This window comes from Halomonas sp. HG01, from assembly GCF_000968715.2.
GTDB classification, from domain to species: Bacteria; Pseudomonadota; Gammaproteobacteria; order Pseudomonadales; family Halomonadaceae; genus Halomonas; species Halomonas halophila.
Genome location: NZ_CP022134.1, coordinates 787,269 through 806,764 on the forward strand (window position 1 = coordinate 787,269; position 19,496 = coordinate 806,764).

At 62.9% G+C, this 19,496-nt stretch carries 21 protein-coding genes and 1 tRNA gene; 5 read left to right on the forward strand and 17 right to left on the reverse strand.

All coding sequences use genetic code 11. The features are described 5' to 3' along the window. Positions 1-69: 69 nt before the first annotated feature. The 5 genes from UN84_RS03495 to UN84_RS03515 form a co-directional block, all read right to left on the reverse strand. Positions 70-606, reverse strand: coding sequence for an RNA polymerase sigma factor (locus tag UN84_RS03495; protein ID WP_046079115.1), 537 nt, complete (start codon positions 604-606; stop codon positions 70-72). A gap of 150 nt (positions 607-756) precedes the next feature. Beyond that, positions 757-3,249 carry a GNAT family N-acetyltransferase gene (locus tag UN84_RS03500; protein WP_046079114.1) on the reverse strand — a complete coding sequence of 831 codons (2,493 nt, stop codon included), beginning with the start codon at positions 3,247-3,249 and terminating at the stop codon, positions 757-759. A 3-nt stretch (positions 3,250-3,252) separates the two neighbouring features. Continuing rightward, complete coding sequence (locus UN84_RS03505) at positions 3,253-4,437, reverse strand: MFS transporter (protein ID WP_173834953.1); 1,185 nt, start codon at positions 4,435-4,437, stop codon at positions 3,253-3,255. Further along, positions 4,434-5,762 carry a lysine N(6)-hydroxylase/L-ornithine N(5)-oxygenase family protein gene (locus UN84_RS03510; RefSeq protein WP_046079113.1) on the reverse strand — a complete coding sequence of 443 codons (1,329 nt, stop codon included), beginning with the start codon at positions 5,760-5,762 and terminating at the stop codon, positions 4,434-4,436. Before UN84_RS03510 ends, UN84_RS03505 begins: the two co-directional genes overlap by 4 nt. An 18-nt stretch (positions 5,763-5,780) precedes the next feature. Continuing rightward, positions 5,781-7,340 (reverse strand): pyridoxal phosphate-dependent decarboxylase family protein, encoded by a 1,560-nt coding sequence (locus UN84_RS03515; RefSeq protein ID WP_046079112.1) that lies wholly within the window; start codon positions 7,338-7,340, stop codon positions 5,781-5,783. Between the two features lie 362 nt (positions 7,341-7,702). Between UN84_RS03515 and UN84_RS03520 the strand changes: the two genes are divergently transcribed. Beyond that, positions 7,703-7,779, forward strand: a tRNA-Ile gene (locus UN84_RS03520). A gap of 1,073 nt (positions 7,780-8,852) precedes the next feature. On the opposite strand, the gene UN84_RS03525 is transcribed toward UN84_RS03520, so the two are convergent. From UN84_RS03525 to UN84_RS03580, 12 genes are all read right to left on the reverse strand, one after another. After that, positions 8,853-9,848, reverse strand: coding sequence for a phage integrase (locus UN84_RS03525; RefSeq protein WP_046079111.1), 996 nt, complete (start codon positions 9,846-9,848; stop codon positions 8,853-8,855). Next, positions 9,845-11,137 carry a hypothetical protein gene (locus tag UN84_RS03530; protein WP_046079110.1) on the reverse strand — a complete coding sequence of 431 codons (1,293 nt, stop codon included), beginning with the start codon at positions 11,135-11,137 and terminating at the stop codon, positions 9,845-9,847. Before UN84_RS03530 ends, UN84_RS03525 begins: the two co-directional genes overlap by 4 nt. Before the next feature lie 156 nt (positions 11,138-11,293). Then, the gene (locus UN84_RS03535; RefSeq protein WP_046079109.1) at positions 11,294-11,974 is read right to left on the reverse strand and encodes a TraX family protein; all 681 of its coding nucleotides are present in this window, start codon (positions 11,972-11,974) and stop codon (positions 11,294-11,296) included. Next, positions 11,971-12,807, reverse strand: a complete 837-nt coding sequence (locus UN84_RS03540) for a zonular occludens toxin domain-containing protein (RefSeq protein ID WP_046079108.1) — start codon at positions 12,805-12,807, stop codon at positions 11,971-11,973. Before UN84_RS03540 ends, UN84_RS03535 begins: the two co-directional genes overlap by 4 nt. Before the next feature lies 1 nt (position 12,808). Next, a complete protein-coding gene (locus UN84_RS03545; RefSeq protein WP_035593883.1) occupies positions 12,809-13,099 on the reverse strand; it encodes a hypothetical protein in 291 nt (96 codons plus the stop codon). Positions 13,100-13,101: 2 nt separating this feature from the next. Then, complete coding sequence (locus tag UN84_RS03550) at positions 13,102-14,211, reverse strand: virulence factor TspB C-terminal domain-related protein (protein WP_152662857.1); 1,110 nt, start codon at positions 14,209-14,211, stop codon at positions 13,102-13,104. 174 nt (positions 14,212-14,385) lie between these two features. Beyond that, complete coding sequence (locus UN84_RS03555) at positions 14,386-14,607, reverse strand: major capsid protein (RefSeq protein ID WP_046079106.1); 222 nt, start codon at positions 14,605-14,607, stop codon at positions 14,386-14,388. A 5-nt stretch (positions 14,608-14,612) separates the two neighbouring features. After that, a complete protein-coding gene (locus UN84_RS03560; protein WP_035593878.1) occupies positions 14,613-14,828 on the reverse strand; it encodes a hypothetical protein in 216 nt (71 codons plus the stop codon). Continuing rightward, a complete protein-coding gene (locus tag UN84_RS03565; protein ID WP_046079105.1) occupies positions 14,825-15,157 on the reverse strand; it encodes a hypothetical protein in 333 nt (110 codons plus the stop codon). Before UN84_RS03565 ends, UN84_RS03560 begins: the two co-directional genes overlap by 4 nt. A 376-nt stretch (positions 15,158-15,533) precedes the next feature. Continuing rightward, entirely contained in the window at positions 15,534-15,761 is a 228-nt protein-coding gene (locus UN84_RS03570; protein ID WP_046079104.1) for a hypothetical protein, read from the reverse strand. Between the two features lie 126 nt (positions 15,762-15,887). Then, positions 15,888-16,454 carry a hypothetical protein gene (locus UN84_RS03575; RefSeq protein ID WP_046079103.1) on the reverse strand — a complete coding sequence of 189 codons (567 nt, stop codon included), beginning with the start codon at positions 16,452-16,454 and terminating at the stop codon, positions 15,888-15,890. Continuing rightward, complete coding sequence (locus tag UN84_RS03580) at positions 16,451-16,657, reverse strand: helix-turn-helix domain-containing protein (RefSeq protein ID WP_046079102.1); 207 nt, start codon at positions 16,655-16,657, stop codon at positions 16,451-16,453. Before UN84_RS03580 ends, UN84_RS03575 begins: the two co-directional genes overlap by 4 nt. 111 nt (positions 16,658-16,768) lie before the next feature. Here UN84_RS03580 and UN84_RS03585 point away from each other — a divergent pair, with 111 nt between their 5' ends. The 4 genes from UN84_RS03585 to UN84_RS03600 all read left to right on the forward strand — a co-directional run bounded on the left by UN84_RS03585 (position 16,769) and on the right by UN84_RS03600 (position 19,495). Continuing rightward, positions 16,769-17,053, forward strand: a complete 285-nt coding sequence (locus UN84_RS03585) for a helix-turn-helix transcriptional regulator (RefSeq protein WP_046079101.1) — start codon at positions 16,769-16,771, stop codon at positions 17,051-17,053. 168 nt (positions 17,054-17,221) lie between these two features. Then, entirely contained in the window at positions 17,222-18,205 is a 984-nt protein-coding gene (locus UN84_RS03590; RefSeq protein WP_082090882.1) for a DUF4747 family protein, read from the forward strand. Then, the gene (locus UN84_RS03595) at positions 18,192-18,737 is read left to right on the forward strand and encodes a hypothetical protein (RefSeq protein ID WP_161796809.1); all 546 of its coding nucleotides are present in this window, start codon (positions 18,192-18,194) and stop codon (positions 18,735-18,737) included. Before UN84_RS03590 ends, UN84_RS03595 begins: the two co-directional genes overlap by 14 nt. A gap of 125 nt (positions 18,738-18,862) precedes the next feature. Next, entirely contained in the window at positions 18,863-19,495 is a 633-nt protein-coding gene (locus UN84_RS03600) for a hypothetical protein (protein ID WP_152662855.1), read from the forward strand. Position 19,496 lies beyond the last annotated feature (1 nt).

A 19,496-nucleotide genomic window follows, 5' to 3' on the forward strand; every position in this document is an offset into this window, starting at 1 on the left:
GCGCATTCACCGGAAGAAGCGTTCGGGCATGGTAGATCAAATGGGAATCGTTATCAAAGTGGCGCGCTGTCAGATCGCCGGCGCGGTCAGCCGGTCGCGACAGTGCGAGATGGCCTGCCTGACGTAGCGCCCTGCCATGCGCTCCGAGACGCCGAGGCGACGGCCGATCTCGGCCTGGGAAAGCCCTTCCAGTCGATGCCAGACCAGTGCCTGGCGCAGGTGCGGTGGCAGGCCCGCCATGGCGCGCTCGAGGCCGCGACGGCACAGCCGGCGCTCGGCGGCGGCCTCGGGGTCCGAATAGCGGGCGGCATGGGGGCAGGCCAGACACGCGATGTCATCGTCCTCCGTCGGCCGGTCGCCGGGGCGTGCCTGGCGGCGGCGATGATGGTCGATGAGCAGGTTGCGGGCGATGCGGAACAGGTAGGCACGGGGCTGTTCCAGTCGCGTGTCGGACGCGTTGGCGTCGAGTCGCTGCCGGCCGAGGCGCAGGAACACCTCCTGACACAGATCGTCGGCCAGGTCGGGGCAGGGCAGCTGGTGTCTGAGAAAGGCGGTGATGTCCCGGGCGTGGGCGCGGAACAGGGTGTCGAGGGTCGGGGAATCCATTCGTGGAACGCTCCGTACGTTGTGCCGGAACGGCGATTCTATTCAATAATGATTATTATTATCAAATATAATCGCCCAGGAACGAGGTCCTGGGCGAAGCGTGTGCTCGCTGACGTCAGGCCGAGCATGATGCGCGGCGATACCGAGCGATCAGCTCGGTGTGGCCTCGGTCTCCTCACGGGCTCTCTCTCGATTTCCCTCACGATCTTCCTCACGCGCCGCGGCGGCGGGGCGGTAGGCGGCGATCGGGTTGTCGAGGGTACCGGCGAACTGCAGGTTCTTGGCCGGATCGGCGAGGTCGATCATCTGCTGGTGGTTGTTGAGCTGAAGCCGGTTCAGGCAGGAGCGGGTGAACTCCGGGGCGAACAGGTCGTGACGGGCGAACTTGTCGGCGAACTCGGGATGGTCCCGCTGGTAGTCGATCACGCAGTCGGCCACCAGCGCCCAGAAGCGCGACTCGGTGATGTCGCCCTGTTCGACGAGGATCGACGACATGAAGCGCAGGAAGCAGTCGAAGACGTCGGTGAAGATCGACAGCACCTTGAGCGGCTCCGGCACGTCCACGGCGATGCGGGCGATGGCCTCGGGCAGCTCGGCCTCGACGTTCATGATGCCGATCTCCTCGGCGATGTCCTTCATGATCGCGCGTACCGGCACGCCGTCCTCGAGCTGCAGGATCAGGTTCTCGCCGTGGGGCATGAACACCAGGTCGTAGGCGAAGAAGCAGTGCAGCAGCGGGCGGAAGTAGGCCCGCAGGTAGCGCGACAGCCAGTCCTCGGTGGCGAGGCCCGAGCGTGCGATCAGCCGCGGCAGCAGCGCCCGCTCGTCGCCGTCGACGTGGAGCAGGGCGGCCATGGTCATCAGCCGCTGGCCGTTCTGCTGGTAGTGCACCGGGCTCTCGCGCCACAGGCAGGCGAGCATCTTCTTGTAGGCGCTGTAGGTGTCGAAGGCCGGCTCGACGGCGTCGCGGCGAACGCCGATGGCGGCCTCCTCGCGCAGCACCGTGAAGCCCTGGGCACGCAGTTCCGGGTCGCCGTCGACCAGGCGCTTGATCCAGTCGTTGATCGCCGGCGTGGCGCGCATGTAGCTCGGCGAGAGGCCGCGCATGAAGCCCATGTTGAGGATCGACAGCGCGGTCTTCACGTAGCGCCGGCTTGGCTGGCTGGTGTTGAACCAGGTGCGGATCGACTGCTGGGCACGATACTGGTCGCTGCCGTAGCCCAGGCAGACGATGCGGTGGCGGGCCACCTCGCCGGCGAAGGTGATGGCCAGCTTGTGGAACCACTGCCAGGGATGCGCCGGCATCAGCAGGTAGTCGGCGGGATCGAGCCCCCGGGCCTCGAGGCGGCGGTGGAAGTCGCCCAGCGTCGCCTCGCCGAGTTCGTCACGCAGCAGGGCCTCGTAGTCGAGCCCCTCGATGGCGCTGTAGTGGGCGTCCTCGCGGTGCACGGCGAGCCACACCAGGGTGATCGGCGCGGCGGCCTCCGGGGCATAGGCGTGATAGTCCACGGCGTCGAAGCCCATGCGGCCGTTGTTGGCCACGAACACCGGATGGCCCTCGGTCATGGCGGCCTCCAGGGTCTGGAAGTCGGCGTCGACCAGGCCCTCGGCGTCCGGGCGGGTGCCGTCGAGCTTGTAGGCGCCGCCGAACAGGGTGCTCGCCACTTCCTCCAGATAGAGCGGCAGCATCGCCTCGCCGATGCCGAGCGGGCCGCGGAACTCGAGGATGAACTGCTGGGCGTCGAGCTCGGCGGGGACGCCGTCGACGCGCTTCTCCAGCGAGTCGAGCTCGATCGCCCAGTGGTCCAGCGCCCGGCGCCGGGCGCGGAAACGGTACTCGATACCGCCCTCGGGGGCGCTCAGTCGATAGTCGGCGGCCTCGTCGTCGCCTGTCGGGTCGGCGTTGACGGCCTCGGGTTCCAGCAGCCGCTCGTGGCTGAACTCGGCGATCGCCTTGCGGATCAGCCAGCGGTTGGCCCGGGCCCAGAGCTCGGGGCGCAGGTGGCCGGCGGCGCGGGCCGGATCGGAGGAGAGTGCCGGATCCAGGCGTGGACTCTGCCGGCTCACCGCCGCGGCGAAGCTCTGACGATCGCAGAAGGCCAGGTGGGCGGTCTTCTCCTCGAGTTCGACCTCGCGGTCGTAGACGAAGCCGACCCGGCGGTTGAGGGGATGAATCTGGCGGTTAGTGACGTCCGGTTCCACGACCACCCTTTGGGTGCCCACGTCTTCGAACATAAAGGCCAGGATGGCGGTGATCACCTGGGTGCTGAAGCCGGGCAGCGGCGTCTCGGCCGGGGCCACCAGGAAGTGCATGCCGCGGTCGCCCTCGGCGACGTCATAGTGGTGGCCGATGGGGTCGTGGCGCGGGTCGTAGCACTCGACCAGGAAGGCCGGCCGGCCGTCGAACAGCCCCAAGTAGCCCTGGGCGTGCTCGCTCTCCTGAAGCTCGCGATAGAAGGCCTGCACGCGCTCGAGCGAGTGGCCCTGCATGCCCCAGAAGTGGGCCCGCGGCGCGGTGACCCACTCGTGGATCAGCGCCAGGTCCTCGGGCAGGTGCAGCGGGCGCAGGCTGAAGGTGCCGAGCCCCTGGGCATGGCGCGAGTAGAGGGGCTTCGTGGTCGGCGTCGGTTGGAACAGGGTCATGGATCAGGTCCTTGCAGAAACGGAATCGGAAGGTGCGGCCGGGCGCGTTTCGGCGCCGGCCAGCAGCCGCCGGTAGGCCAGGGCGCACAGCGCCAGGCCGGTCGCAGCGACGAGGAAGGGGGCGGTCAGCCCGAAGGCCTCGACCAGGCGGCCGGCGCCCCAGGAGGCGACGAGCACGCCGAGGCCCTGGAAGACGTGGACCTTGCTGAAGTCGCTGGCGTAGCGGTCGGGCGTGCTGAGCCGGAACAGGCGCAGCTCCAGGCGCACGGTGACGCGGAACAGCGCCCAGCCGAACAGCACCCGGCCGGCCAGGATGGCGGCGACCTCGCCGCTGGCCTGCAGCAGCAGGCCGACGAGGCCGATGGCCAGCGGCAGCAGGATGGCCTGGCCGGCGGGGCGGCGCGCGAGCAGGTCGAGCGCCAGCAGGGCCACCGCCACGGCGCCGGGAATGGCGAACACCGCGCCCGCCAGCACCTCGCCGGGCAGCCCGGAGGCCAGCTCCCAGTAGCGGGCGAAGAACGGCCGTGCCAGATAGGCGCTGAAGGTGAACAGCAGCATCACCAGGCCCAGGCGCAGGATAGCGGCGCTGGAGGCCGGCGCCCGCTCGGTGGTGGGGGCCGCATGGGGTGTAGAGTGAGGCGCGCGGCCGCGGCGGATCAGCCAGGCGCAGACCGCGACCTGCAGGGCGTCGCCCAGCGCCATCACGCGAAACACCTGGGCCGCGGCCCAGTGCTCCAGCACCAGGCCGCCGACCATGGCGCCGAGGATGCCGCCGGCGTGCACCACCACCGAGAGGGTGCCGATCAGGGTCGCGTGGCGATCCTGGGGCTCGAAGTGCATCAGGTAGGGGTAGACCAGCAGGTAGCTGGCCTTGGCCACCAGCATCGCCAGCGACAGGCCCCAGAACCACGGCAGCGAGGTGACCACGGCGCAGGAGAGGCTGAGCCCGCCCGCCACCAGCTGGGTGACCAGCAGCAGCGGCAGGGTGCCGACCCGGCGCGCCAGGCGCGCCCAGCCGGGCAGTGCCACCAGTACCACCAGGCAGCTCATCGCCAGGTAGGCGCCGACGTGGGACGGGTCCGTCACGCCGAAGCGCGCGGCGAAGAACTGCGGGTAGAAGGGCAGCAGCATGGCATCGCTGATCACCGCCACCGCGGTCACCGCCACCAGCCAGGGCGTCGGGGTCATGCCGGCTCCGTGCGCTCGGGTTCGAAGACCGCCTCGTCGGGCGCGCCGAAGCGCTGATAGGCGATGCGTCGCTCCACCGGGTAGATCTCTTTCCCGGTCATGGCGCGGATCAGGCAGGCGTTGCGATAGGGGCCCATGCCCAGGTCCGGCGCCGCCAGGCTGTGGGTATGCAGCTCGGCATTCTGCACGAACAGCTGGTCCTTGCCGTCGTCGATGTCGTAGAAGCGGCCCACCGCGAAGCGCCCGGCCTCGTCGAAAGCGATGCGCGAGGCGATCGGTGCCAGGAAGTCCGGCATGTGGTAGCGGTAGCCGGTGGCCATGACCAGCGCCTGGGTGCGATGGCGATAGTGGCGCTGCTGCTCGGTGTGCCACAGGGTCAGGTCGTACTCGCCGCGTTCGGCATCGAAACGGCAGGTCTCGAGGCGGGCGTTGGTGAACAGTTCCGAGCGCACCTCGCCGATCAGCTCCTTGGCGTAGCGCAGGTCGTAGATGTCGTTGATCAGGTCCTCGTTGATGCCCTTGTAGAGGCCCTTCTGCTCCTGCGTCAGCACGTTGCGCGTCTCTTCCGGCAGGCCGTGGAAGTAGTCGATGTAGTCCGGCGAGGTCATCTCCAGGGTCAGCTTGGTGTATTCCAGCGGGAAGAAGCGCGGCGAGCGGGTGATCCAGTCGAGCCGGTAGCCGAAGCGGTCGATGTCGGCGAGCAGGTCGCGGTAGATCTCGGCCGCGCTCTGGCCGCTGCCGACCACGGTGATCGCCTGCTGGCGCTGCAGCTCGGCCTTGTGCGCGAGGTACTCGCCGGAGTGCACCGGGCGCGGTTCGACGTCGCGGCAGCCCTCGGGCAGCCAGGGCGTGGTGCCGGTTCCGAGCACCAGGTGGCGGGCCAGGTACTCGCGGGCCTCGCCGCTCCCGGTGTCGCGGCAGCTCACACGGTAGAGGCCGCTGGCGTCCTCGAACTCCACCCGCTCCACCTCGGTGGAGAAGCGCACGCTGTCGAGCTGTGCCACCGCCCACTGGCAGTAGCGGTTGTACTCGTTGCGCAGCAGGAAGAAGCTCTCGCGGATGTAGAAGTTGTACAGCCGGCCCTGCTGCTTCAGGTAGTTGAGCACGCTGAAGCGGCTGGTGGGGTCGGCCATGGTCACCAGGTCGGCGAGGAAGGGCGTCTGCAGGGTGGCGTCCTCCAGCAGCATGCCGGGGTGCCAGTCGAAGCCGTCGCGGCGTTCGAGGAACAGGCCGTCGAGCTCCTCGATGGGATCGGTCAGGCAGGCCAGCCCCAGGTTGAAGGGCCCGAGGCCGATGGCGATGAAGTCGTGAACGTGCTGGGTCATGGGGCAATCTCGCGAGTGTCAGGAGGCGGCGGCATGTGCCGGGGAGGTGGCGGCGCCGTCGCACCAGGCACGGCCGTGGGCGACGATGCGCTCGACGATGGCGGTGAGGTCGTCGACGCGGGTCTCCGGGTTGAGCAGGGTGAACTTCAGGTAGCGACGGCCCTGGACCCGTGTGGCGGCGATTACCGCCTCGCCGTGGCGCGACAGCGCGGTACGCACGTGGGCGTTGAGGGCGTCCAGCGACGCGTCGTCCAGGTCGATGTCCTCGGGCCGGTAGCGGAACACCAGGGTGCTGAGCGGCGGCTCGAGCAGCACCTCGATGTCCGGGCGGGCGGACAGCCGCGCGTGGGCCTCGCCGGCCAGGTCCATGACCCGCTCGAGCATCTCGCCCAGGGCGTCGGCGCCCATGATGCGCAGCGTCATCCACAGCTTGAGGGCGTCGAAGCGCTTGGTGGTCTGCAGGCTCTTGTTGACCTGGTCCGGGGTGCCGGCCAGCGCCTGGCACTCGGGGTTCAGGTAGTCGGCGTGATGGGTGACGTGGCGCAGGTCGCTGCCGCGGCGCACCAGGAAGGCGCTGCAGCTCACCGGCTGGAAAAAGGTCTTGTGGTAGTCGACGGTGACCGAGTCGGCGTGCTCGATGCCGGCCAGGCGGTGGCGCTCGCGGCGCGAGCACAGAAGGCCCCCGCCGTAGGCGGCGTCGACGTGCAGCCAGATGCCGTGCTCGCGGCACAGCACGGCGATCTCCTCGAGCGGGTCGATGCTGCCGAAGTCGGTGGTGCCGGCGGTGGCCACTACCGCGATCGGGATCAGGTCCAGGGCGATGCACTCCTCGAGGCGCGCCTTGAGCGCCTGCGGGTCCATGCGGTAGTCCGCGTCGGTGGCCACCGGCATCACCGCCTGGTAGCCGAGCCCGAGGATCGCCGCCGACTTCTGCAGGCTGAAGTGGCCTAGCTCCGAGCCGAGGATGCGCAGCCGCTGATGGTCCGCCGGCAGGCCCTGCTGCTTGTTGCCGCCGGGGCGGTCCTGGTGCGCGCCGTGATGGTCGCGGGCGATCATCAGCGCCATCAGGTTCGACTGGGTGCCGCCGCTGGTGAACACGCCGTCGGCGTCCTCGCCGAGGCCTATGCGCTCCGCCGTCCAGTCGATCAGCGACTGCTCGATGAAGGTGCCGCCGGCGCTCTGGTCCCAGGTGTCCAGCGAGGAGTTGATCGGCGCCAGGATCGCCTCGGCTAGCACGCCCGGCAGCACCACCGGGCAGTTCAGGTGGGCCACGTAGCGCGGATGATGGAAGTAGACGGCGTCGTCCAGGTAGACGTGCTCCAGCTCCTCCAGGGCCGGGCGCAGCTCGCCGAGCGGCGCGTCGAGATCGATGGCCTCGAAGCGGCCGCGCAGCTCCTCGGGGCGCGCGCCGGTGAAGGGCCGCTCGACCTCGGCGACCTTGCGCCGCACCAGGTCGATGCAGCGGGTCGCCTGCTGCCAGTAGGCCTCGGCGTGCCGGGCGTTGAACAGCTGATGGGATTCCAGCGGGGCGGGCTCGGTACCGAGCCGCGGCCCGGGCGCTTCTATCCGTGATGTCATGGGCACCTCGTTCTGTCTGCCTGGCCGGGCCCACATGGCCCGGCGCCTGATGCCTCGCGAGCACGAGACGATGCTCACTTGCGAATAAAAATCTTTATCATTATTGGCGTGTGCAGGAGGGCTGACGCAGGCGAGGCGCGGAACTGAACCGCGACGACGACATTATTTCTGACGACCGGGGGGACGCCGTCACGCTGCGCCGAGGGAGTGGTGCCGTCTGGGGGCAGCAGGAGCACCGCTTGCTGCGTGAAGAGCGCGGTCTGTCAGGGAGTTAGCGAGGGAAGGGGCAAGAGGTGTGGGGGGGAGCGGCGATGCCTCTGGCCTCGGCCAGCGGCTTTCGCTATCATACGCAGCCGCTGTAAGGGCCTGTAGCTCAATTGGTTAGAGCAGAGAACTCATAATTCTTTGGTTTCCGGTTCAAGTCCGGGCGGGCCCACCAGAAAACAGATAATTACGCACGTTTTCTGCCCTCCTTACGCAGCTTCCTGCCGCAACTGTCTACATACTGTCTACAGCTCGCTTTTCCGGCATTCCCGCCGCAATGTTCGCTTGGCTTACAGCCGATGTGGTCGATCTCTTACATCCGAATACCCACCTCCCGAGTAGCTTGAAGCCATTACGGGGAGGGGCAGATGACTACCATTACAATTGAGCCAGAACCCATCCATGGCGGATGGATCATGCTCTGTAGCTGTGGGAGCACGGAGATTCTGCTGGACCAGGGCAANTTTAGAAGTTCTCTGGCTGCCAGCAGAGGATAACTCCTATAGCTCATTTGATCATCCGGGACCCTACATATAGACGCATTTCAGTAAAGTCTCAAAGCGAATGGCCATAATGGGCGGGTTTTGTCAGGTATGCTACTGTGAATGGCTTTATTGAAATAAAAAGGCATGCGCTAGCATGTCTTGTGTCGCCTTCGACCTCCTTAGCAAGGTGTCTACATGCTGTCGACGCCGTAGACACATTATGGTCGGCATAGGCGTGTGAGCGGCTTTGCAATGCATTGATATTGCTGGCGTTGGCAAATAGTGGCACGCCTTGGGGCTAACTCATAATTCTTTGGTTTCCGGTTCAAGTCCGGGCGGGCCCACCAGAAAACAGATAATTACGCACGTTTTCTGCCCTCCTTACGCAGCTTCCTGCCGCAACTGTCTACATACTGTCTACAGCTCGCTTTTCCGGCATTCCCGCCGCAATGTTCGCTTGGCTTACAGCCGATGTGGTCGATCTCTTACATCCGAATACCCACCTCCCGAGTAGCTTGAAGCCATTACGGGGAGGGGCAGATGACTACCATTACAATTGAGCCAGAACCCATCCATGGCGGATGGATCATGCTCTGTAGCTGTGGGAGCACGGAGATTCTGCTGGACCAGGGCAAAGACTGGAACGCTTTTCAGGTCGCACAGCTTTCGGGAACGCTCTATCGGGTCACATGCCTCTCATGCGGCACTATCTCCGAGCTTTACCAGGCAAGGAATGGAGAAGGGCAAGAAGATGCCCATCAACTCACAGACCGGGTGCCGCAGGACCGTATCTGACTGCTTCGCTGAGATGATCCGGTGACAGGTGCGCATAGCGCATGGTCATCTGGATCGACTGGTGGCCCAGGATCTTTTGCAGCGTGAGCAGGTTGCCGCCGTTCATCATGAAGTGGCTGGCGAAGGTGTGCCGCAGGACGTGGGTACGCTGTCCACGGGGTAGCTCGATGTCGCTGCGATCCAAGGCGCGAGTGAAAGCCAGGTAGGCGTCCTTGGCGAAAAGCCTTCCCATTTTAGGGCCATGCTCGAGGAGCTTCTGGTAGAGATCCTGGCTGACAGGCACTGTCCTGGTTCGGCCATTTTTGGTGTTGGCGAAGGTGATGCGCTGCTGCCGGACGTACTCGGCCCGGAGGGTCTGGGCTTCGCTCCAGCGGGCGCCGGTGGTCAGACAGATGGAGGCGATCAACACCACGTGAGGGTTCCGGGACTGGCGTAGTTCGTGAAAGAGTGCGTCGATCTGTTCCGGCGTCAGGTATGACGGGGCGCGCTCGGGAATCCGCAGGGCCTTGAGCTTGGCGAAGGGGTTATCGCCTTTCCACTCGTCCATGCGGATAGCGTAGTTGAACACGGCCCGCAGGTAGCTGATGTCATGGTTGACGGTGTTCGGCGATAGCCCTTGTTCCAGGCGCTGTTGGCGGAATCTGGCGGCGTGGGAGGGTGTGATGCTGCTGGCAATGGGGTTGCCCATCTGGCCGGCGAGCTGGCGGAGCTTGTTCAGCCGGGAGTGATTGTCGCGGAGCGTAGAGCCGTGCATGTCGTACCAGTACTGGACGAGATCCAGGAGCCGGCGGCGATCCCGTTTCGGCGGCATGTAGGGCTCGCCCATGGCCGCTTTTCCCTTCACGTAGTCTTCGAAGCGCTTGGCTTCGCCCTTCGACTTGAGGATCTTCCGCACACGCTTGCCGTAGCGACCCTCGGGCCAGACGTCGACCTGCCAGCCGGTGGGGACTTTCTTGATGCTCATGCCGCCCTCCCTAGCAATCGTCTCTCGATGAGCTTCTGTTCGACCAGCTGCCGGAAGGCGCCGGCTTCGATGCCGCGTCGGCGGTAGTAGTGTTCGAGGTCCTGCCACATGCCGGAGTCCTTGAGGTATTCGATGGCCTGACGGGTGGTGTAGCCCTGGCGGGCGTAGATGGAGATCAGGTTGCCGAAGGCGAGGCAGACGTTTTTCTCGTTGCCCAGCCCGGGTTCCTTGCGGGCGCGTTTGTACATGAACGCGGGTTCGTGGGCGTAGAAGCGCGGGTCGTCCTGGAAGCACTGCCATGCGGGGTCGATCAGGTCGCGGGAGTGATCCATGCGGTAGCTCTGCAAGGCGCTGCGCCAGATCCCGGTGAGGTGCGGCACGGTGTCGGTGAAACGTTGGAAGCCGTGGGCGTCGTCCAGTACTTCGCCGGTATCGACGTTGCACGGGATGCCCCGGGCGAACTCGGCGAGCACCGATTGGTGAAAGCGCATCTCGATGCGCCAGACGTCGCGCTCGGGATCGTAGGCCGGGGCGAGGTCGTCGTCGGTGGCGTTGCGCCAGATCCCCTGCCAGAAGTGCAGCTTGTCGCGGTGGTGGGCCTCCTTGGTCTTGTTGTAGATGGCGCACTGGAGCGCCCCGGCAGTGCCGAACATGAGCGTTTCGGTACGGCCGTAGCTGGTGGCGATGTTGCCGTGATCGAAGCTGAGGGTGTCGATGCCGTCGATCTTCATGACCTTCTTCGAGCGAGTGACGAAGCGCTCCATGAAGTCTTTGGGTGGCTCCCAGCCCTGGACGTCCAGGGCGAGATGAACGGCACAGCCGGCCGATTCGACATGATCGAGTAGGCCGAACGCGATCAGATCCATGAATTTCTGCGCGTCCTCGGGGCTGCGTTCGTGCAGGTAATGGGGCGATAGCTCGATCTTGAGGTGCGTGCCGATGTTCTCGGTCTTCACGTGCCGGGCCTGGAAGAACACGATCACGCCGAGGTCGTTGTTCTGCAGGCGGTAGCGGAAGCCCGAGCCGGACGCGCCGGCCCCGATGGCCCAGGTGTGGCCCCAGATGTCGATGGTGGCCCCGCGACCTTCCTGATAGACGCTGATGATCTTGTCGAACTGGGGCAGATAGGGCAGCCCCCGGTAGAGCTGTCGAACCGTGTCGACGCCTGCGTGAAGGAGGTGGACCTGGCTGAGGTTCACCTGTCCCTTTCCGCTGATCAGCAGGGAGCCCGTGGCGTCCTGCTGCCCCATCGCCAGCGATTCCCTCGAGTAGCGTTCCCAACGTTCCATTTTGAAAACCACCTATTGGTCATTATTGGCAGGTTTCGACACGCTTCGGTGTCATTCTGCGAGACGTGTTACAGGGGTGGTCTCGCCGGGCCGCGCGTGCGGCGCGGGGATGCGGGCGCAAGCGTCCTCTCCCGCGGCGCACGCTCGGCCCGGGAATCACACCAGCCACCGAAGCAGCCATATGCCCCCCAGATGCGCCGGGTAGAACCAGCGCGTGAGCCAGCGCGGCAGGTGGATCGGCGGTACGTGAGTGCTCACGAGGGCGAGCAGCAGACACACGCCCAGGAACGCCGAGACGCCGGACAGGCTCAAGCCGTACTGGGCCAGCGGCCAGCCGATCAGCGGGACGAGCCAGGTGATCGGATGGCGGATGGCCAGCATGAAGGCGAGGATCAGCCCCAGGGCGAGCGGGCCGTATTCGACGTGGAACGTGGCGATCGCCAGCGCGGCGCCAATCATTAATGCCCATGGGTCACGGTGCCGGTAATAGGCGGCGAGGTAGGCGGCGGCCGCGAGCGTGAAGCAGATGTTGCCCAGGGGCTGGCCATGCAGGGCCATGAACGGCAGTTGGGCGAGCAAGGCGATGGTGAGTATTCGGTCGGCGTAGCGGCGCGCGTCGGCCGTGTGCAGGGCGTGCCACGCGACCATGAAGCAGAACAGCGGCAGGGCGACCCGGCCCAGGGTGACGCGCAGGATTGGAGAGACGTCGCCGGCCGGGAGCCACAGGCTGACATGGTCGATGGCCATGGTGACGATGGCGATGCCCTGGACGAGCGGCAGCCAGCCAGGGATGACGCGGGCGGCGGCAGCCGGGGCGGCGATGGCGGTGGTGTTCATAGCTTCAACACCTCCACGTCGTACGGCAGGCCCAGTTCCATGGCGTTGAGGCAGTCGGGGATGGTGGTGCGAATCGGCTTGCCGTCCTGGTCGTAGAGCTGGCAGTAGTCGTTATGTCGCAAGCCGCCATGGGCGGTGACCGTTTCCGGTGGCGCGACGGGGGCGGTCGACGCGGCGGGCGCGGCGTCCTCAATGTCCGCTTGACCGTCGACGCCCAGGAAGCCCGTCACCGAGTTGGCGGCATAGACCACGGCGCCGGCGGAGCCGAGGAACACGAAGGGGGCAATGATCAGGATGCGCGGCAGGCGGCGGGTGCCGGTGTGGATCGACGCCGAGGTGTATTCGGCGAAGACCTCCTTGGGGTGCTTCCAGACCGATACTTCACAGTCGGCGTCGCCCTTGTGGGCCATGGGGTTGGTGTGACACACGCCCTCGAAGCGGTAGACCAGGGCGCCGCCCATCTTGCCGCGCCGCATCAGGTGCTCGTGGACTTCGACCAGGGCGCGGACATCGCTGGTGACCTGGGACGGGTTCTGGCAGGTGAGGATGAAATCGATGCCGCGATGGCGGTGGGTTTCCAGCTCGGCGATCTCGGCGGGCGGCGTGCCGGTGTTGCGGTAGCGGCGCCATCGTTGTTGGCACTCGTCCAGAACGATGACCGAGCCGTCGGGGCAGTCCATCCATTCGTCGGGGATCGGGGCGGCCCGGTTCCAGCCGTTGATGTTGGAGAACACCGGGCGGTCGGGGTGCTCGTCCATGAGCTTGAGCGTCATCCAGATGGCGCGCAGCGTCTTGCCGGCGCCGGGTACGGCGGTGATCAGGTGCAGGGACATGTCACTTGCCTCCGGTGATGGCGGCGCTGGGTTTGAGGCTCCAGGCGTTCATGGTCGCGCGGAGCATCAGCGCGGCGCCGATGGACGAGAGGCCGACGTTGAAGCCGGCGAGCTGGACGAACCACAGCACCTGGCCGGACTGGCCGAGGTAGGACGAGGCCTGGGACAGCAGGCCGTTGATGAGGGCGGTGCCGATGGTGGTGAAGACGACGAGGCCGGCGACGCGGGCGATCAGCGAGCTGACCAGATAGGTGGCGAAGCCGGACAGGATGCTGACGATGATGGCGGGCATGATCAGTTCCCCCTGAGCACGATGTAGAGCGAGAGGATCATGCAGACCCCGATGACGGCCCCGCGCAGCATGCTGGCGAGGTTGCAGGCCGGCTGCCAGTCGAGGGTGATGGAGCCGCCGAAGGGCACCGGAATCTGCGTGGCACCGGGGCAGCTACCGCCGCCGAGACCGATGCTGTAGCTGGGCAGCGAGTCGATGGTCTCGACCTGCCATTCGGGATCGACGTCGGGAAACGGCGGGATCGGCTGTTCCCAGTCCTCGCGGTTCTGGTCCTCGGCGCTGTGGCCGTCGGTGCCGGCGTCGGAGTAGGGCGGGTTATCGCCCCGGGATTGGACGCGGATGTTCTCGCCACGCCGGCCCACGGCGGTGGCGATCTCGGGGGCGATGTTCTGGGACTGGGTGGGCACGACGGCGGATTCGGGCCCGGGAAGGACGCTGATAGCCTCTTGCCACTCAGGGATATCGTCTTCCGAGTTCACCAGCTCATCGAGCAGCGACGGGGCAATGTGCTCATCGAGCGCGGGATAGTCCTCGTCCTCGGCGGGCCGATGGCCGCCCTCCGGGGACACATCCGGCATGTTCGGGGAACGGCTCGGCGCATACTCGACCTTCTGATCCCGATACCCCGTACCGCCGGTGGAGGTCTTGCCCTTAACCCTCACCCAGAACTGGGAATCCGATCTGCCGATGATCTTGTAGAAGCTACAGCTCGTTAACGGCCGACAGGCGCGCTCGACGGCAGCCTGGGACGCCGCATAGGCCGAGGGATAGTACGAATAGCCCCCGGTACCGTAATGCCGAAAGGAGCCGGGATAGTCCGATGCCGGATAGTCATCCACCAACTGACTCGCGCCATCTGCCGAGTCATCCGGCACCAGAATCTCGTTGTTCTCCGACAGGATGAAGCCCGCCGCGAGGATGGCGACTTGAAGGCCCGGATGCATGACCCCGCGCCCCAACGCCGCGAGGGCACCACGGCGCAGGGTGGCGGCCGCGACGGGGACCTTCTGTGTCCAGTAAATCCGCGAATGCACATTGGCCGGCTTGGTGTTGGCGGTGACGCGAGCAAGGATGTCGTCGCCTTGGCGGCCCGCCGCCGCGATGCTGGACACGCGGGTCTGACCGGACGCCGATTGGGCTAGTGATGGAACAGGAGCCAGAAGGCCCCCAATAAGGCCAGCAATACCAACATACCGGGCGAGAGTTCGAGCATGGGTCATGGCCTCGGTCCTGAATCGAAAAGGGCCCCCGAAGGGGCCCGGGGTGGGCGGAGTGTGCGGCGCCGATCAGCGCAGCACGCGGCGGATCAGGGTGAAGACCAGGATGCCGGCCAGCACGCCGAGCACGGCGACCCCCACGGCGTTCACCGGCCCGGAAGCGCTCTGGATGGTGCTGACCAGGGAACCGGTGTCGATGCCGCCGCCTTCGGTGGCCAGGGCGGAGCCGGAGACCAGGGCGACGGGGATCAGGGCGATGCGGCGGACCTTCTTGGAGATGAAGCGGGTCATGGCAGTTACCTCATATGCGCGTGGAGAGATTGGGCGAGAGCCCGAATGGCCCAGGCGGCGGCCCAGACCAGTCCGATGGCGAGGGCGACGGTGACGGCGTCCTCGCCACTCAGCCAAGGCTGGGTACCAGCCTCGACGAGTTCGACGGCGTCGACCCACTCAAGCGGCCCGGTGCAGGCGCCGATATCGGGGTCGAACGTCGGGCAGACCTGCACCTTCATGACTTGGCGGCCTGCTTGGAATCAGCCGGGGCGGCCTGGGGATGGCCGCTGGCGGTGGGTTGGCGCACGGCGATGGCGTGCATGGTCATCTTGCCCTGGGAGGTGCGCATCTCGGCGTCGATCTCGAGGTTGCAGGGCATCTTGTCGGCCAGCGGACGGAGCTGGTCGAGGATTTCGTAGGGGGCGGAGATGGTGGCGACCTCGAAGCCCACGCGGTTCTCGTTGCCGGCGTCGGCCTCGTTCATGAGCGTGAGCTTGGCGCCCTTGACGCCGTTGTCCATGGAATAGCGCATGGCGCCGATCACGCGGGCTTGGATGGTGTTGATCATGGCTGTGTCCTTCCTGTGGTGGCGGCTTGGCTGATGCGCTGTTCGCAGTGTTCAGCGAGGGCCGCTAGCTCGGTGGTGAAGGGAGAGTCGCCGTCGATCTCCCGTTGCTGGTACTCGGCTTGGCGATACAGGAGCGCGGCCTTGCCGACGTCCCGGCCGTGGAGGCAGCGGCTGGCCCGCTCCCTCAAGGCTCGGGGCTCCGGGCAGGGGGTTCCCTGCCGCGCCACCCTGCCCCTCGGTCGATCCGCACGGCAGTCGACGCCGTGGCCGCCGTCAAGGGCGCTCGCTGCGCTCGCCCCCTTGCCCTTGACGGGGCCCCGGACGCCGACTCGGGGCGCCGTGCGACCGATGGGCGACGGGTGACGGGCAGGGGACTTCATGAGTTGGCCCCAGAGCCTTGGGAGGCGGGCCGTTCGGTGCCCTGGCGGAGCGCCGAGAGGTCGCCGCGCTCCAGGCGGGCCAAGCCGTCCTGGATGAGCAGCTCGCCCAGGCCGGAGGGGGTGACGTGGTGCGTGCCGGCCTGGACGAGGTAGCGGCCGTATTCGGCGGCGTCCAGGAACACGCGGATCGGCTGTTTCTTGCCGGTGGCAGTGGCCGTACTCATGGGGTGTTCCTCGGTCAGTGGATCAACAGGCACTAACGCCCTTCGGTTGTTGGGCCCGCGACTCGAATGAATCGGAGATTCATCCTCGCTTGGGCCGGGGAAGGGGCCTTAGGGCGGTGTGTCACACTAGGGGCGAACCCCCGGTTGTGCAGAAAGCGGCGGCGGGTCAAAAAAGGTGGCCCGCTCGGTCGCCCCGAGAGTGGGACGGGTCAGGGGGATCGGAGCGACGTTGCAGGCCAAAAGCGCAGGGACGCGACGGGAAACCGGGGTGAAGCAGGGGCGCTCAGGAGCCGCGTCAGCAGCCGGGGCGTCGGCCAGGGTGTAGGCGCCGAAGCCGAGATAGAACGCCTCATAGAAGGCTTCATAGAGGTGGACGACGACGCGCTTGGCGGCGTCGATGCTGGCGAAGCCTTGCAGGGAAACGGTGCCGCCGTGCTGCGGCAGGTGGACGGTGACGCCGGGGATCGCAAGGCCGTCAAGCTGATCGGCGGTGATGCGCTCGCCGAGCGTGACGTCCCAGCCCAGCAGGTCCGAACCGTAGATGAAGCCGACGTCACGGCCGGACAGGGTCATCAGTAACGACTCGTCTTCGGGGTCGACGGGTTCCTGGTAGTTGGGAGCGTCGAAGAAGAAGTCGACGAAGGTGCAGGTGGTGGCGGTGCGCGGCTCGTCGAAGCGGATGTCGAAGCTCATGACCAGTCCTCCTGTGTGAGGCACTGGGCCTGCAGGAGGGCCACGTTGACCATGCGGTACCGGCCGACTTTCACGGCGGGCAGGTGGCCGTTGCGAATCTGGCCGTAGACGACCCCTTGGTCGAGGCCGGAGAGCTCGGCGAAACGCTCGATGGTCATCAGAGGCACGTGGGCCGGGACCTGGGGCGCTTGAGGTTGTTCCATCGTCGTCACCTGCCTTTGGTTGGCTGTGTTAGGCTTCAGTCAGTAGTCAAAGCTTAAGGTATCCATATCTAGATACCGTATCTAAATTTGAATATATCCGGATATGAATTCATGTCAAGCGACCTTGGCAAAAAAGTTCGTGAGATCCGTGAAGCCGAGGGGCTAGGGCGGCAGGCTTTTTGTGACCTGATTGGCGTTCCAAAACAGACGCTTATAAACGTAGAGACAGGCAGAAGTAGCCCCTCGGGGAAGCTTCTGGCTGAGGTGAGCAAGTGCTTTAGCAAGTACACGCTTTGGCTGATGACTGATCAGGCCGATGAGACGTGTGGGCAGATCAGCCCGGAGATCGAGAAGGCGCGGAAGACGCTCAAGCAGACAGGGACGGATACCGACTAGCCGGAAAGGCAGCGGCAAGGTGGTACCAGGGTGGCAGGCAAAATGCGTGAGAAAAGTTAAAGTTTATCTAGATTTTGTCGATGTTCGTCGAAATCTTATAAAAAAAGAAGCTCTAAAAAATCTTAGAATCTGGTTAGGTTTTAAATTGTTACGCAAGGGAGTGCAGTGATGCAGCTTTGGTATTTCAATATTCAGCTTTTGCCTATTGGTGGTGGGGAGAAGTATGTTGGAGAAGAAGGCTATAAAGCTCTGTTTGAAGAAGTGAATAGGGTTACAGAATCTTATTGGAAGAGCCAGAAGTCACACTTGATAGCGTTTGAGTCTCGAGGTAATTATCACGCATTTAAGCCTATTGTTATTGGCGACAAGGGTGCCTCGGGTCATCTTAAGAAATTCGATTTGATTAGTGAAGTGGTCCAGACTTATACGGATCAAACGCTTTTTTCGTCTGGGGATATATCAGCCTCAAGTGAGTCCAAAGAATTCTATTTTTATTTCTCCTATGAGAACCATGTTTTAGCGTTGCAGAAGAAAGCCAAAGTTCCAACTCCAGGGGTCGTAAGGAAGGCGCTTTTTCATCTTCTCAAGGATGCAGCGGATAAAGTGCACCCAGACTATACCCTTCATGTTTCCATACTTAATAGTTATAGTCTCATTAAGGACTTGGAGGAGAAGTCGTCAGGTTACTATGGCGCGGATATACATGCATCTTTTTCAAACTCCTTTGAAGCATTTAAGGATGGAGTTAAGGAGCTTGACCAAGAGTTTAGAGATAAAGGCGTTGACAGAATAGATCACAGAGAGCGAGCTGCCAAAAAAGGTGGGTTAATGACTAGGCTCTCAAACTTTGCAATGTCACTTCTGGTGATTTCGATACCATCAGGTTATGCAACTGTTACATACCAAGATTCACAGACAGGACGTAGGGAAAAGTTTAATACAGATGAAAGGCCAGTGCAGCTTGATGTAGATATTAAGTCCGAGGATAGAAAGACTCAAGCAGAAAAAGAAGAGATAGATAGAAGGATTGATGCATCCATAGCTAAAGCTATTGCGGCTGCTACAGAGTCCAAAAGCAATAAGTCAGAAAATGAAAGGTTTGGCGATCAAGCGTTTGCTGATACCAACGGTGATGGCGATGAGCAGGCCTGATATTAACGGTGTGTGGGACAAACTATCTTCTGGCATCGCCAAGATAATTCCTCCAGTTGCATATCTGTTTATCCTGATGAATAGATACGCCTGGGGAGATAAGATTGGGCATTCTTTTAACCAAACGGCCCCTGCCAAGCTTTGGTTTATAAGGATTATTTTACCGGTAGCGGTTTCAGTGTTCTTTTACTGGGGGCTTGGTGATCAGTATAGTGAATTTGGAGTTAAGCTATCTGAAATGGTAAAAACTGCTTATCCAAGTGTGCTCGGGTTTGCCATAGGGCTATATGCTATTGTTATGGCATCAGATAAGTTTGAAACATTAAAGAAAGAAGATGGTAGAAAAGGGAGGGCACTTCTTATAGCTGTTGATATGGCTTACCCTCTCTTTGTTGTTTTCACAGTGATGATTATTAATTACGTGCTTCCAGATGATTGTTTTTTATTTTGGATGGGAGTGGCTAATATATACTCTGTGTTCTTGATTTACGATATATTGGCAGCTGTTTATATCCATTCAATAAGAGATTAATCAAGATTGTTTTTTGGTTGCTGTTGTCTTGGCAATATGGTCTTGGTTTTGATTGAAAAGAGAAGGGGGGGGAGTTGTCTTTATATAGTAGGTTTGTAAATGGTGCGCGCTCTTTTGGTCAAAGTGTGAAGAAGAATAAAGCCAATTATTCTGTTGGTGGATTATTCTTGATTTTTGTTTTTCTGCCAATATTGGCATATGTTTATAAATTTGGGATTGGTTTTTGGGATAACCATGAAGACTGGTCTTACATGGGTGACTATTTTGGGGGTGTTTTAGGTCCAATAATTACGAGTCTTTCTCTGTTTTTTTTGGCTTTTCAGATACGGTTTCAATCTCAGCAAAGAGCCGAAGAGAACTCTAGGCATATTTGTTTTGAGGGTGAGAAGAATATTGAGAAAGCGTTAGAAGTCGTGAAGCCATTATTGGATGAGGCAAGGATTTCAAGCAATCTTAAGCTTACTGCGGAAAAGATTAAAGAGCTGAAAGAACAAGAGAAAAATGATGAGGCTAGAAAAGAAGCTAATAGATTTTTTTCAGACCAAGTAAATGTTCTAAGTAATTGGGCTAGGATAGATGTCTCTCTTAGAGATATGAGAGACCATGATGAAAATAAATGCAGAATGGCTAAGTGGGGTGTTTATGCCACACTGAAGCCAAATGATGTTAAGAGGATGGAACTTATAAGGAAGGCGGTGGTACCAGGTGAGTCAGTGATTGTTCCAGAGGAAGATGGTTTGGATGTTGGGACAGATTGAT